Origin of the sequence: Streptomyces sp. NPDC048734 (assembly GCF_043198675.1) — a bacterium.
Classification (GTDB): Bacteria; Actinomycetota; Actinomycetes; order Streptomycetales; family Streptomycetaceae; genus Streptomyces.
On sequence record NZ_JBICUZ010000003.1, the window covers coordinates 536107 to 549234 of the forward strand.

General features: G+C 68.7%; 12 protein-coding genes, 2 pseudogenes and 1 riboswitch. Of the genes and pseudogenes, 7 read left to right on the forward strand and 7 right to left on the reverse strand.

Going from position 1 to position 13128, the window contains the following annotated elements:
* Positions 1–38 precede the first annotated feature (38 nt).
* Together ACGFQC_RS11410 and ACGFQC_RS11415 are read left to right on the forward strand one after the other, a co-directional pair.
* Positions 39–1247 (forward strand): MFS transporter, encoded by a 1209-nt coding sequence (locus ACGFQC_RS11410; protein WP_363092331.1) that lies wholly within the window; start codon positions 39–41, stop codon positions 1245–1247.
* 128 nt (positions 1248–1375) lie between these two features.
* Positions 1376–1787: pseudogene (locus ACGFQC_RS11415) on the forward strand (heme-binding protein); the annotation flags it as partial.
* Positions 1788–1891: 104 nt separating this feature from the next.
* Here the strand turns inward: ACGFQC_RS11415 and ACGFQC_RS11420 are convergent.
* The 6 genes and pseudogenes from ACGFQC_RS11420 to ACGFQC_RS11445 all read right to left on the reverse strand — a co-directional run bounded on the left by ACGFQC_RS11420 (position 1892) and on the right by ACGFQC_RS11445 (position 6670).
* Positions 1892–2758 carry a GNAT family N-acetyltransferase gene (locus ACGFQC_RS11420; RefSeq protein ID WP_363092332.1) on the reverse strand — a complete coding sequence of 289 codons (867 nt, stop codon included), beginning with the start codon at positions 2756–2758 and terminating at the stop codon, positions 1892–1894.
* Between the two features lie 188 nt (positions 2759–2946).
* Positions 2947–3429, reverse strand: a complete 483-nt coding sequence (locus ACGFQC_RS11425; protein ID WP_363092333.1) for an NUDIX hydrolase — start codon at positions 3427–3429, stop codon at positions 2947–2949.
* Between the two features lie 87 nt (positions 3430–3516).
* Positions 3517–4422, reverse strand: a pseudogene (locus ACGFQC_RS11430) (LysR family transcriptional regulator).
* 220 nt (positions 4423–4642) lie between these two features.
* Entirely contained in the window at positions 4643–5800 is a 1158-nt protein-coding gene (locus ACGFQC_RS11435) for a cystathionine gamma-lyase (protein ID WP_363092334.1), read from the reverse strand.
* Positions 5797–6285: a low molecular weight protein-tyrosine-phosphatase gene (locus tag ACGFQC_RS11440; RefSeq protein WP_363092335.1), complete on the reverse strand. Its 489-nt coding sequence runs from the start codon at positions 6283–6285 to the stop codon at positions 5797–5799. Before ACGFQC_RS11440 ends, ACGFQC_RS11435 begins: the two co-directional genes overlap by 4 nt.
* Positions 6286–6292: 7 nt before the next feature.
* On the reverse strand, positions 6293–6670 hold the full coding sequence (locus ACGFQC_RS11445; protein ID WP_363092336.1) for a phage holin family protein: 378 nt from the start codon (positions 6668–6670) through the stop codon (positions 6293–6295).
* 48 nt (positions 6671–6718) lie between these two features.
* Between ACGFQC_RS11445 and ACGFQC_RS11450 the strand changes: the two genes are divergently transcribed.
* The 4 genes from ACGFQC_RS11450 (at position 6719) to ACGFQC_RS11465 (ending at position 9035) form a co-directional block, all read left to right on the forward strand.
* Positions 6719–7036 carry a cupin domain-containing protein gene (locus ACGFQC_RS11450; protein ID WP_363092337.1) on the forward strand — a complete coding sequence of 106 codons (318 nt, stop codon included), beginning with the start codon at positions 6719–6721 and terminating at the stop codon, positions 7034–7036.
* Positions 7037–7214: 178 nt separating this feature from the next.
* A complete protein-coding gene (locus ACGFQC_RS11455; RefSeq protein WP_363092338.1) occupies positions 7215–7427 on the forward strand; it encodes a DUF5326 family protein in 213 nt (70 codons plus the stop codon).
* Between the two features lie 268 nt (positions 7428–7695).
* A complete protein-coding gene (locus tag ACGFQC_RS11460) occupies positions 7696–8490 on the forward strand; it encodes an IclR family transcriptional regulator C-terminal domain-containing protein (RefSeq protein ID WP_363092365.1) in 795 nt (264 codons plus the stop codon).
* Between the two features lie 98 nt (positions 8491–8588).
* Complete coding sequence (locus ACGFQC_RS11465) at positions 8589–9035, forward strand: SsgA family sporulation/cell division regulator (RefSeq protein ID WP_363092340.1); 447 nt, start codon at positions 8589–8591, stop codon at positions 9033–9035.
* Between the two features lie 166 nt (positions 9036–9201).
* Here ACGFQC_RS11465 and ACGFQC_RS11470 read toward each other — a convergent pair whose 3' ends face one another.
* Positions 9202–10725: a YibE/F family protein gene (locus ACGFQC_RS11470; protein WP_393288126.1), complete on the reverse strand. Its 1524-nt coding sequence runs from the start codon at positions 10723–10725 to the stop codon at positions 9202–9204.
* Positions 10726–11024: 299 nt separating this feature from the next.
* Positions 11025–11214, forward strand: a riboswitch (TPP riboswitch).
* Between ACGFQC_RS11470 and thiC the strand changes: the two genes are divergently transcribed.
* Complete coding sequence (thiC, locus tag ACGFQC_RS11475) at positions 11207–13021, forward strand: phosphomethylpyrimidine synthase ThiC (protein ID WP_363092342.1); 1815 nt, start codon at positions 11207–11209, stop codon at positions 13019–13021. (Overlaps the previous riboswitch by 8 nt.)
* Positions 13022–13128 lie beyond the last annotated feature (107 nt).

The following is a 13128-nucleotide window of genomic DNA, read 5'->3' on the forward strand; positions in this document are numbered from 1 at the left end:
AAAGAGCTCCTGCAATCGTCTGGAAGGTCTACCCCACCATGCCTCTCGCGCTACTGGCCCTCGCGATCGGGGCCTTCGGCATCGGCACGACCGAGTTCGTCATCATGGGCTTGCTGCCCGAGGTAGCAGGCGACTTCGGTGTCTCCATTCCCACGGCCGGCTTCCTGGTGACCGGTTACGCGCTCGGCGTCGTGCTCGGCGCCCCGTTGATGACCGTCCTCGGCACCAAGGTGTCCCGCAAACGGATGCTGATGCTGTTGATGGGCTTGTTCGTCGTGGGCAACCTCCTGTCGGCAGTCGCCCCGGCTTTCGCCGTCATGCTGGTCGGCCGGGTTGTCGCCTCGCTCGCCCACGGCGCGTTCTTCGGCATCGGCTCGGTCGTCGCGGCGGATCTGGTCGCCCCGGACAAGAAGGCCGGCGCCATCGCGATGATGTTCACGGGTCTCACCGTCGCCAACGTCGTCGGCGTCCCGTTGGGCACGTTTGTCGGGCAGACCGTCGGCTGGCGCGTGACCTTCGGGATCGTTGCCCTTCTCGGCGTCCTCGGACTGGCGGGCATCGCCAAGCTCGTGCCCGAGCTGCCCCGCGTGGAGGGCGTGCGTCTGCGACACGAACTGGCCGCGTTCAAGAACACGCAAGTCCTGCTCGCCATGGCGATGACCGTCCTGGGCTTCGGCGGTGTCTTCGCGGCCCTCACCTACATCGCGCCGATGATGACCCACGTCGCGGGTTTCGCCGAGGGCTCCGTCACCTGGTTGCTCGTCCTCTTCGGGCTCGGCATGGTCGGCGGCAACCTCGTCGGCGGCAAGTACGCCGACCGCGCTTTGATGCCGATGTTGTACGTCTCCCTCGGCAGCCTGGCGGTCGTCCTTGCCCTCTTCACCCTCACCGCGCACAACAAGATCCTCGCCGCCGTCACGATCGTCCTGATCGGCGCCCTTGGCTTCGCCACGGTCCCACCGCTCCAGAAGCGCGTCCTCGACCAGGCCCACGGTGCTCCGACGCTCGCCTCGGCGGTGAACATCGGTGCCTTCAACCTCGGAAACGCCCTCTCCGCCTGGCTCGGCGGCCTCGTCATCGCTGCGGGCCTCGGGTACACCGCCCCGAACTGGGTCGGCGCCGCCCTTGCCGCGGCGGCTCTCGCTCTCGCTCTCGTCTCGGCCGCGCTGGAGCGCCGTGACAGCACCACCAGTGCCGTCGTCACCGGACGGACCCCGGTCGAACAGCCGGCGACCGTCCACCACTGATCCGCTCCGAGGCGCGGGAGCCAGGACCGTTGCCACACCTTTCGGTTCACCGCTCCCTTGAGAAATGCCCGCGAGGAATGCCCTTCGGGAATTCCCGCAGGAGAAACATCCACAAGGAGAAAGCCTCGATGACCACCGCCTTCGCGCCCCTGACCGGTCAGGATGCCGACGCCCTCCTCATGGCCGCCCGCCGCGCGGCTGAGGCGGCCGGGGTCGCGGTCAGCGTCACCGTCCTGGACGCGGGGGTCACCTGCTGGCCTTTCGCCGGGGCGACCGCGCGGTGCTGATCTCCGGCAAGACGAGCACACGCAAGGCCTGCACGGCGCTCCAGCTGAACACCCCACCGCCGACCTCGTCGACGCGGTCCGACCCGGCGGCCTGTTCCACACCCTGCCCACCGCACTCGACAGGCCGCTGTTGTTCATTGCGGGCGGCGTGCCGGTCCACCGTGACGGACACCTGATCGGGGCCGTTGGCATGGGTGGTGGTGTGCCGGAGCAGGACCACGGCTTCGCCACTGCGGCCGTGGAGGCGCTGGCCTGGTCTCTTCCCCCTCATGAAGGTGGGCCGGCGTCCTTCCGGAATGTGGATGCGCGCCGGTGTCCGAGACGTCCCGGACACCGGCTTCCGCGTCTCCGTCTGCCTCAGCCGGCCGCCACCGTGAGTGGAGCGAACCGCCGCCTCCAGTCGCCGGGCAGTTCGTTGAAGCCGTAAGTCATGACGGTGTTGAAGGTGACCGATGACAGGCCCCGCTCCTTGACCCAGGCCAGCAGTTCCTCGTGCCGGACGTCGATGTCGGTGCGCAGCGGCCGGTCGGAATGCTCGGCCAGGGACGCCAGGAGCGCTTTCGCCGTCTCGGTGTCGCGGGCGATCAGCGGTCCCACGACATGTGTGTCCATGTTGGGCCAGGCGGCCGCGTAGCCGACGATCCGGTCGCCGTCCTCGGCGACCCGCACCTGGTCGGCAAAGGCGGGCAGCCGGGCGATCACGGGGGTGCGGTCGGCGCCGAACACCTCCTCGTCCAGGCGGAGGATCGTGGTGAGGTCCTCTGCCGTGGCCGCACGCGTCATGACGCCGGGTCCCGGACCGCCGGGTGTGAAGCGGCCGGTCACCATCTCGGCGTGGCCCGTGGCCTTGAACCCCAGCTCCTCGTACAGCGGACGGCCGTTCGGCGTCGCGTGCAGTGTCAGTGGCGTCGTGCCCATCACGGAGGCGATGTGCCGCATGAGCCGGCGGCCGACGCCCTGCCGGGCATGCCGTTCAGCGACCAGCACCATGCCGACGGCGCCGAAAGCCGGCTGGTCGTGGGGGCCGTACTCGGTGACCACGCAGGCGCTGACGAGGCCCCCGTCAGGGTCGTCGATGCCGTAGCCCTTTCCAGCGGTGAGGAGGAGGCCCCACTTGTGTTCCTCACGTGGCCACCCCCTGTCCTCGGACAGGTCGGCGCAGGCAATGAGATCACGGTGCGTCAGACGGCGGATGGGGAGAGCGGCGAGGGAAGGAGTCGGCACGCAGGTCAGGCTGTCCGACCGGCACCTCTGACGTCCACCTGTTTCCCCACAGTCGTATGTGCTTTTGGCCAACGCGTGGCCCACTGCACAGCATGCGGACACCAGGCTCGTTTCACGTGAAACATCTGACGCGTGGGTGACCTGTCGGCAGTCCGGGGGTGTTGGAAGCCGACCTGGAACTCAAAGCCTCACCCCAGGTCGGGCGCGTGCATGGCGCGTACTCCCTCGATGTTGCCGTCGAGGTAGTGCCGCAGAGACAGGGGGACGAGGTGGACGGAGGCGATGCCGACCCGGGTGAACGGCACGTGGACGATCTCGTACTCCCCAACGGGTTCGTCGATCTCAGGGCCGTGCCGCAGGGCGGGGTCCATGGACTCCAGTCGGCAGACGAAGAAGTGCTGTACCTTCACGCCGGTCGCGCCGCCGTCCTCGCCGATGTGCTCGACGGTGTCGACGAAACAGGGGACAACGTCGGTGATCTTGGCGCCGAGTTCCTCGTACACCTCACGATGCAGGGCGTCGACGACGGTCGTGTCCTCGGGCTCGACTCCGCCACCAGGTGTGACCCAGTACGGATCGAGGCCGGGCTTGCTGCGTTTGATCAGGATCAGGTCGTCGCCGTCCAGCAGAACGGCACGCGCGGTGCGCTTGACCACAGGTCGGACGGTCATGGGAGGAATGTGGCCCGGCTGGTTCCACGTGAAACATTCCGCATCGTCACCATGTGATTCCCTTCCGTGATGACTGGACAAGTCGCTTCATCGCCAGCTGGCCGCCACCCTCAGCAGCCAGTCGTGCGTCCGCGCGATGAGCGGCATCGTCAGCGTGCCGGTGCGCACCACCAGAACGTAGGTCCGCAGCGGCGGCACCGGCGGACGGTGCAGTTCGACGCCATCTCCGCGGTCCAGGGCGACCGCGCACAGATGGCGGGGCAGTACCGCCAGACCCGCGCCCGTGGTCACACAGGCCAGGACGGCGCGCAGGTCGGGGAAGATGACGGCACCGGCGGCCGCGGGCCGGAAGTCGAAGGCGGACGCCCAGTAGCGGGAGACGAAGGGCAGCGACTCATGGACCTCGACCACGGGAAGGCCTTCCAGGGCGGCTGCCTTCGCGCGGTACGGCTTCTCGGTGCCGACCGGCCCGGGCCTGGCCCGGCGCGGCGATCAGGACGTGCTCCTCGTCGTACAGCGGGGTGGCGGTGAGCAGGGCGCTGCGCGGCCGGGCCGTGGTGATGGCGAGGTCGTGGTGACCGGCTGCCAGTCCGTCCAGAACCTCCTCGGCGGTTCCGAAGGAGGCGCGCAGGGTGAGCCCCTGTCCACCCTCGCCGGACAGCTCGGTGAGGGCGGGAAGGGCTCGTTCGGCGGTGAACTCGGGTGGCCCGGCGAGGTGCAGGGTTCGTAGGGAGGACTCGTCGTCCAGGCCGGTCTCGGTGATCTCCACGTGGGCGTCGAGGTGCGGGGCGGCCTTGGGGGCGAGCTCGGCCCCGATGGTCGTCGGCGTCACACCACGGGCCTGGCGCAGGAACAGGGGCGGCCGAGCTGCCTCTCCGGGGTGCGGATCTGGGAGGTGACGGCCGGCTGGGACAGGCCCAGCAGGGCGGCGGCGCGGGTGAAGGAACCGGCCCGGTGCACGGTCACGAAGGTGCGCAGCAAGGCCAGATCCATAGTGGGCGCTCCCCGTCCCTGCCTTTCTCGCGTGCTGGGGCAGGGCCCGACTATAAGTCGATAGGCCTCTGTCGCTCCCGTGATTGGACACTTACGCAGAGTCAACTATCCTTGTTCGCAGGGTTTTTCGAGCGGAACCGCTGACGGGCCGAGCCACGAGGGGGAGGCTCGGACCGTCCCCTGCACGGCGCGGGACGCCCGGCGGTCATCCGTGAGCCGGTCATCGCGCTGACTCCTCCAGCGCGCGCAGTACGTCCGCCACCAGATCCTCCGGGTCCTCGGCGCCCGCCGACAACCGGATGAAGCCCTCGGGCACCGCGTCCCCTCCCCAGCGCCCGCGGCGCTCGGCGGTGGAGCGCACCCCGCCGAAGCTCGTCGCGTCGTCCACGAGCCGCAGCCTGTCGAGGAAACGCTCGGCACGCGCGCGCGTGGGCAGTGTGAAGGAGACGACGCACCCGTAGCGCCGCATCTGCCGCGAGGCCACCTGGTGCGATGGATCGTCCGGCAGCCCCGGGTACCGCAGGCCGGTCACCTCGGGCCTTCCCCGCAGCGCCCGGGCCAGGGCCAGTGCGGTGGAACTCTGCCGGTCCACCCGCATCTGGAGGGTGGCGATCGACCGGTGCGCGAGCCAGGCTTCCATGGGCCCCGGGATCGCCCCGACGATCTTGCGCCAGCGCCGCACGGCGGTCATCGGCTCGCCGGAGCGTCCGGTGACGTAACCGAGGAGGACATCGCCGTGACCGGTGAGCTGCTTGGTGCCGCTCGCCACCGAGAAGTCGGCGCCCAGCTCCAGCGGGCGCTGTCCGAGTGGTGTCGCCAGTGTGTTGTCGACGGCCACCAGGGCGCCATGCGCGTGTGCCGCCTCGACGAGACGTCGGATGTCGCACACGTCCAGGCCCGGGTTCGACGGGGACTCGATCCACAGCAGCTTCGCCCCGTCGAGGGCGCCGAGCTGAGCGTCGTCACCGGTCGGCGCGGTGCGCACATCGATGCCGTACGCCTCCAGCTGGGCGCGGACCAGGGGGAGCGCCTGATAGCCGTCGCTGGGCAGGACGACGGTGTCCCCGGTGCGCAGCCGGGAGAAGAGCACGGACGAGATCGCCGCCATGCCGGAGGCGAACACGAGCGTCTCGATGCCGTCCTGCCCCGGCGCCTCCAGTTCGCCGACGGCGCGCTCCAGATGCGTCCAGGTCGGGTTCTCGTCACGGCCGTAGGTGTACGGCCCCGTGGGCTCGCCGGGCAGGTGGAAGTGCGCGGCGAACACCGGTCCCGGCAAGGTCGGTTCGTACTTGACCGGCGCCGGAAGACCCGCCCGCACCGCACGCGTGCCCTCACCGGAGCCTGCGACGGCACCCCCGGCCGCAATGGAGTCACTCATGCCACTGGCCCTTCCACGTCCGCGCGAACCGCGGCGAGCAGGCCCACGCTCGCCTCCTCCACCATCTGCAGGCACTCCTCGAAGCCTTCCCGGCCCCCGTAGTACGGGTCGGGAACGTCCAGGTCGGCGGCGGCGGGGTCGTACGCGCGCAGCAGCCGGACCTTCCGGGCGTCCTCGTCGGTCGGTGCGAGGCGGCGCAGGGCCCTGAGGTGTCCGGCGTCCATGGCGATCACGAGGTCCAGACGGGAGAACCAGGACCGTTCGAACACGCGGGCCGTGTGCTCGACGGTGTAGCCGTTCTCTTCCAGGACGGAGACGGTGCGCGGGTCGGCCTCCTCGCCCACGTGCCAGTCGCCCGTGCCGGCGCTGTCGGCCTCGACCAGGTCCTCGAGGCCGGCTTCCGCGACATGCGCGCGGAAGACGGCCTCGGCCATCGGGGAGCGGCAGATGTTGCCGGTGCAGACGAAGCAGACGCGGTACCCCATCGCGTGCTCAGTCCTCGTCGGGCAGGACGACGTTGAGCGCCCAGGAGACGACGGAGATGATCAGGCCGCCCAGGACCGCGGTCCAGAAACCCTCGACGTGGAAGCTGACGTCGAGTTGGTCGGCCAGCCACGAGGTGAGCAGCAGCATCAGAGCGTTCACGACCAGGGTGATCAGGCCGAGCGTGAGGATGAAGAGGGGGAAGGTCAGTATCTTCACGACGGGCTTGACCAAGAAGTTGACCAGGCCGAACAGCAGCGCCACCACGATCAGGGTGCCGACCTTCTCGCCCGTGTCGGCACCGGTCAATGTGATCTTGTCGAGCAGCCAGACGGCGACCGCCAGAGCGGCTGCGTTGGCGATCGTCTTGACTACGAAATTCTTCATGTGTCTGATCGTGGCAGAACTGATCGACCAGAAGGGCGGACGAGGGCGATGAAGGCATTCCGGTTGGATGAACTGGAGGCGGAGAGAGCCGCCAACGACGGCGCCTACCTGCAATTCCTGCGCGAACGGAACATGTCGGTCGGTCTCTACGCACTCGATGCCGGAGCCCACGACCCACAGAACCCGCACCACCAGGACGAGGTCTACTTCGTCGTGAGCGGACGCGCCTCCCTCACGGTCGGTCTGGAAACCACTCAGGTCGCGCGCGGAAGCGTCGTGTACGTGCCGGCCGGAGTGGCCCACAAGTTCCATCACATCAGCGAGGACCTGCGGGTCCTGGTGGTGTTCTCGCCGCCGGAGGGCTGAGCGTCTCCGCCCGGCAGCGGAGGCGCCGCCTCGGGGTTCCCTCAGGGATCGGTCAGGGGAGGACCGGGGGTGCACGGCCCCCGCAGGCACCCCCTCGGGACCTAGCATCGACGGCAGGACATCGAAAGATCCGGGCCGTCGGTGGCGCCGGACACCGCACAGACGAGGACGAGGACGAATGCGAGAGATCTTCGCGGGACTGCCGTGGTGGGTGAAGTGGGTGGCGGTGCCCGTCATCGCGCTGGTCGTGTTCGGCGGCCTGATAGCGAGCGTCGTCGGCTTCGTGATCGGTCTGCTCTTCAAGCTGCTGGTTTTCGTGGCACTGGTCGGTGGACTGATCTACGTGGTCCGGAAGGTCACGGCGGGTTCCTCCTCACGCGGCGGCTGGTGAGCGGTGCGGGGAGCGGGCACCGGTGACAGCGATCGCCGGTTCCCTCGGCCGGGGGAAGTTTTCCGGACAGCGGGACCGTCGGCGGCGGCGGGTCGTTAAAGTCCGGAACCCTTCGCGGGGTCACACTCCGTGAGCGGCGCCCCCTCCCTCCCGTGTTCCCCGCACGGACCGCCCTCTCGAACTTCGGGAGTGACCCTTGGCCACGGTTGACACCGCAGCGTTCGCGGCACCTCACCCACCCTCCATCCGCACGCGTTCCACCACACCCCTGCTCCAGCGCCCCGCGGGCAGAGGCGTCCCCGAACAGCCGCAACCCGGGGCGACGCTCATCGGGTCCGTGCAGCGCGCCATGCGGCTGCTGGAATCCGTGGCCCGGCATCACGGCGGGGCTCCGGCGAAGCAACTCGCCCGCGAGACCGACCTGGCGCTGCCCACGGCGTACCACCTGCTGCGCACCCTCGTACACGAGGGCTATCTGCAGCGGGACAAGGGGATGTTCTTCCTCGGTGAGGCGGCCGAGCGCCTGGGCGGCAGCGGAGCCGCGCAGAAACGTCGCAGCACCGTGGCCGCCACCCTCGCGCACTGGCGCGATTCGATCGGTGTTCCTGTGTACTACGCCCGCTACCAGGACGGCGAGATCGAGGTCATGTGCGTCTCCGACACCCCGGGCAATCCGGCGGTCGAGGAATGGGCCGACTTCCGTGAGACCGGACACGCGCACGCCATCGGCCAGTGCCTGCTGGCCCAGTTGGACGAGACGTCCCGCCGAGATCACCTGGACCGTTACCCGGTGCAGTCGATCACGCCGTACACCGTGCGCGACGATCACACCCTGTTGCGGCGGCTGGCCCGCATGCGGCGGATGGAGACGGTCGTCGAGCGGCAGGAGTACGCGCTGGGCACGGTGTGTGCCGCGATTCCGATCACCGTGGGTACGAGCGCCGCCACCATGGCCATTTCCCTTCCCGCTCATCAGGCCGACCGGCTGCCGACGGCGGTACAGCAGTTGCAGAGCGAGGTCGGGCGGACGCTGGGGTCACTTGCTGTCTCTATCAGCATCTGAAAAATCACTCCTTGTGATCTGTTGTGCGCGTTCAGCAAGATGCCAGCAGTGTCAGGGGTTGATTCCCAGCCAGTCGCCGGCGATGACGGGATAGGACGATGCGCGAGTCCGTGCAGGCAGTAGAGGCAGAGGTCATGATGAGCTTTCTCGTCTCCGAGGAGCTCTCTTTCCGCATCCCGGTGGAACTTGGCTACGAGACCTGTGATCCGTATGCCGTACGGCTCACGTTTCATCTGCCCGGTGATGCCCCGGTGACCTGGGCGTTCGGGCGTGAGCTGCTCATCGACGGGGTGGGCAGACCGTGCGGCGAGGGAGACGTGCGGGTCTCGCCGGCCGACCGGGATCTCCTGGGTGAAGTGCTGATCCGGCTTCAAGTGGGCTGTGACCAAGCGGTGTTCCGATCGTCGGCGGCTCCGCTCGTGGCCTTCCTCGACCGCACCGACAAGCTGGTCCCGTTGGGGCAGGAGGGTGCTTTCGCCGACTTCGACGCCCATCTCGACGAGGCCTTGGACCGGATCCTGGCGGAGGAACAGAGCGCCGGGTGAGGTCTTGGTGGCACGCCGGTGAAGTAACGCTTCTGCTGGAACGGCGACGGTGCGCCTGGCAATCGGCCCGCCCCGATCGGCGAAGCGGCCTGCAGGAGGCGGATGACGTCCCGGGTGCGCGAAGGGCGTCGTGTCCGATGCCGCCTTTCGCGCACCCGGGGGAGCGTCAGTGTTTGCGGCGCCTGCCCCTGCCGCCCCGAGCGATCTGCGCGGCCGGACCCGCCGTACCGGCCGACGACGCCCCCGGCGCCGCCGGAGCTGCCGCGGTGGGAGCGCCCGTACCCAACCGGTCCGCCGACACCACGAGCGCGGCGAGTGCCGTGGTCACCGGAACCGACGCGACCAGACCGATCGAACCGACCAGCGTGCGCACGATCTCCTGGGCGACCAGCTCGCTGTTGGCGACCGTGCCGACGCTGCTCTGCGCGATGGAGAACAGCAGGAGCAGCGGGAGGGCTGCGCCGGCGTAGGCCAGGACGAGCGTGTTGACCACGGACGCGATGTGGTCGCGACCGATCCGGATGCCCGCCCGGTACAGCCCCCGCCAGCTCATTGTGGGGTTGGCCTCGTGCAGTTCCCAGACCGCCGACGTCTGGGTGACCGTCACGTCGTCGAGGACACCGAGTGATCCGATGATGATCCCGGCGAGGAGCAGACCGCTCATGTCGATCGTCGGGTACAGGCCGTGGATCAGACCGGTGTTGTCGTCCGTGTTGCCGGTGAGCGCCGCCCAGTCGACGAACCAGGAGCCGAGGACGCCGATCAGCAACAGGGAGATGAGGGTGCCCAGAACAGCCACGGAGGTGCGGGCCGACAGACCGTGACACAGGTAGAGAGCGATGAGCATGATGGCGCTCGCCCCCACGACCGCCACCGCGAGCGGGTTCGAGCCTTGCAGGATCGCGGGCAGGACGAAGAAGTTCAGCACCATGAAGCTGATGGTCAGTGAGACCAGCGCCATGACCCCCTTCAGTCGCCCGACGACCACGACGGCGACGGCGAAGATGAGGGCGAGTACGGTCAGCGGGACGCGGCGGTCCACGTCGGTCACCGAGTACTGAAGGTCCTTCGGCGCGGAGGGCTCGTAGGCGACCACGACCTTCTGCCCCTCGTGCAGCTGCCGTGACTGGTCCGGCTGGACGATCTCCGTGAAAGTACGGCCCTTGTTCGCGCCGGTGTCCACGCGGATCGTGGCCTTCTTGCAGGTTCCGTTCGCCTGCTGGGCCGCGGAGGAGCCTTCAGCGGTGGAGGTGTCACCGGTGGGGGTGCCGCCCGAGGCGTTCGCCGATGAGCAGCTGATGCTCTCGACGTTGGAGACCGTCGCCCGCTGCGTCTGCCGGTCGAAGCCGACTCCGGTGCGCTCGTGTGCCGGGGCACCACCGGGCCACAGCACGACCAGACCGGCGAGCACGGCCACGGCGAAGGGGATGAGAACGGCCGCGATGACCTTGCGCAGATGCTTGGAAACAGGGGCGGCCGGGCCATGACTGTGGCTGTGCCCGTGGCCGCCGCCCGGACCGGGGCCATGGCCACCGCGCCCACCACCGTGCCCGTCACCTGGGCCGGGGCCGTGTCCCCAGCCTCCGCCGGCGCTTCCGTTTCCCTCATCAGCACCGCGCCCACGACCCGCACGGGGAACCCCGCCCTGGCCGGCCCCGGCCCCAGGCGTGTGCGCACCGTCGTCGGGCAGATGGCTGTGGCCCCCGCCGGAGCCCTGTCCGCCCTCGTGGCCGAAGCCGTACCCGCTGTTGGGCCCCGCACTCAGACCCGGACCGGCATCCGGACGAGGGCCCGATCCGGGAACGGAACCGCCACCGGGGCCGTACCCCTGACCTCGCCCGGAGCGTCCGGCGGGAGGAATGCCCGGGCCGCGGGGCTGTTCGGGCGGTGGGAACGGAGGATGGGGTGTCGTGGTCACTGCCCGATCATCGCAAGAACGACCGAGGCCCACTGTTCACCGCGCCACAAAGGACGCTAGCGTGGAGGCACTTTTGCACACGCGGGAGCTCGGAGCACCGGGCTGAGAGGACGCTGACCTCCATCTTCGCGATGTTTCACGTGGAACGTCACCTCCACCGAGTGATGTTTCACATGAATCGTCGGCAGACGGAAGCCGCTGCGTCGACCGCTGAACCTGTTACCGGGTAATGCCGGCGTAGGGAGTAGGTCTCATGACCAACAAGGACGCACGCACGCCTGCCTCCGCGCAGACCTCCGACGAGGTCTCTGGCGACGGGGAGGCCGGGAAGTCCATCGGATGGCACAAAGCGTATGTCGAGGGCCCGCGCTCCGACCTGCGCGTGCCGGTCCGTCAGGTGCACCTCACCAACGGGCAGTCGGTCACGCTGTACGACACCTCCGGTCCGTACACCGATCCGCTTGTCGAGACGGACGTCCGCAGGGGTTTGCCGCCTCTGCGGGAGAACTGGGTCATCGCCCGCGGTGACACGGAGGAGTACGCGGGCCGCCCCGTCCGTCCGGAGGACGACGGGATCAAACACACCTCACCGCGCGGCGGACTGCGCAACCTCGACGCGGTCTTCCCCGGACGGCCCCGCCTGCCGCGCCGTGGCCGGGACGGGCAGGCGGTCACTCAACTCGCCTACGCGCGCCGGGGTGAGATCACGCCGGAGATGGAGTACGTGGCCATCCGGGAGAACGTGGAGCCCGAGGTCGTCCGTGAGGAGATCGCGGCCGGACGTGCGGTGCTGCCCGCCAACGTCAACCACCCGGAGATCGAGCCGATGATCATCGGCAAACGGTTCCTGGTGAAGGTCAACGCCAACATCGGCAACTCGGCGGTGACCTCCTCCATCGAGGAGGAGGTCGAGAAGATGACCTGGGCCACCCGATGGGGCGCCGACACCGTCATGGACCTGTCCACCGGCCGCAACATCCACACCACCCGTGAGTGGGTGCTGCGCAACTCGCCGGTCCCCATCGGCACGGTGCCGCTCTATCAGGCGCTGGAGAAGGTCGACGGTCGGGCCGAGGAGCTCACCTGGGAGATCTACAAGGACACGGTGATCGAGCAGGCCGAGCAGGGCGTGGACTACATGACCGTCCACGCGGGCGTGCGCCTGCCGTATGTCCCGCTGACGGCGAACCGCAAGACCGGCATCGTCTCCCGCGGCGGCTCGATCATGGCCGCGTGGTGCCTGGCCCACCACAAGGAATCGTTCCTCTACGAGAACTTCGAGGAACTCTGCGAGATCCTCGCGGCCTATGACGTCACGTACTCGTTGGGCGACGGGCTGCGGCCCGGCTCGATCGCGGACGCCAACGACGAGGCCCAGTTCGCGGAGTTGCGCACCCTCGGGGAACTCAACCGCATCGCGAAGCGTTTCCATGTTCAGACCATGATCGAAGGTCCGGGACACGTCCCGATGCACAAGATCAAGGAGAACATCGACCTTCAGCAGGAGATCTGTGATGAAGCTCCGTTCTATACGCTCGGCCCGCTGACGACGGACGTCGCCCCGGCGTACGACCACATCACCTCCGGCATCGGTGCCGCGATGATCGCCTGGTGGGGTACGGCGATGCTCTGCTACGTCACACCCAAGGAACATCTGGGTCTGCCCAACCGTGACGACGTCAAGACCGGCGTCATCACCTACAAGATCGCCGCCCACGCAGCCGACCTCGCCAAGGGGCACCCCGGTGCGCAGGAATGGGACGACGCGCTGTCCGACGCCCGTTTCGAGTTCCGGTGGGAGGACCAGTTCAACCTGGCTCTCGACCCGGACACCGCACGGGAGTTCCACGACGAGACACTGCCGGCCGAACCGGCGAAAACGGCCCACTTCTGCTCGATGTGCGGGCCGAAGTTCTGCTCGATGAAGATCAGCCAAAGCATCACAGAGCGGTTCGGCGGTACGGCGGCTGCGGGTGCGACGGCTGAGGAGGTCGCTGAGGGGATGCTCCAGAAGTCGAAGGAGTTCGCGGCGACCGGGAACAGGGTGTACCTGCCGATCGCGGACTGAGACGACGCCCGCTCGCCGGCGTGGGCCCCTTCTGACGGGGGAAGGGGCCCGTACGGTGCTTCACCGATCCCATGGACGACGCTGGAACAGCGCATCTACGCTCGCGC

Bases quoted from the DNA above. Each gene is read 5' to 3' on its own strand.
- ACGFQC_RS11455 (WP_363092338.1), top strand. From the start codon at position 7,215: ATGCGAGAGATCTTCGCGGGACTGCCGTGGTGGGTGAAGTGGGTGGCG.
- ACGFQC_RS11440 (WP_363092335.1), bottom strand. From the start codon at position 6,285: ATGGGGTACCGCGTCTGCTTCGTCTGCACCGGCAACATCTGCCGCTCC.
- ACGFQC_RS11425 (WP_363092333.1), bottom strand. From the start codon at position 3,429: ATGACCGTCCGACCTGTGGTCAAGCGCACCGCGCGTGCCGTTCTGCTG.
- ACGFQC_RS11465 (WP_363092340.1), top strand. From the start codon at position 8,589: ATGCGCGAGTCCGTGCAGGCAGTAGAGGCAGAGGTCATGATGAGCTTT.
- thiC (WP_363092342.1), top strand. From the start codon at position 11,207: ATGACCAACAAGGACGCACGCACGCCTGCCTCCGCGCAGACCTCCGAC.
- ACGFQC_RS11410 (WP_363092331.1), top strand. From the start codon at position 39: ATGCCTCTCGCGCTACTGGCCCTCGCGATCGGGGCCTTCGGCATCGGC.
- ACGFQC_RS11445 (WP_363092336.1), bottom strand. From the start codon at position 6,670: ATGAAGAATTTCGTAGTCAAGACGATCGCCAACGCAGCCGCTCTGGCG.
- ACGFQC_RS11435 (WP_363092334.1), bottom strand. From the start codon at position 5,800: ATGAGTGACTCCATTGCGGCCGGGGGTGCCGTCGCAGGCTCCGGTGAG.
- ACGFQC_RS11450 (WP_363092337.1), top strand. From the start codon at position 6,719: ATGAAGGCATTCCGGTTGGATGAACTGGAGGCGGAGAGAGCCGCCAAC.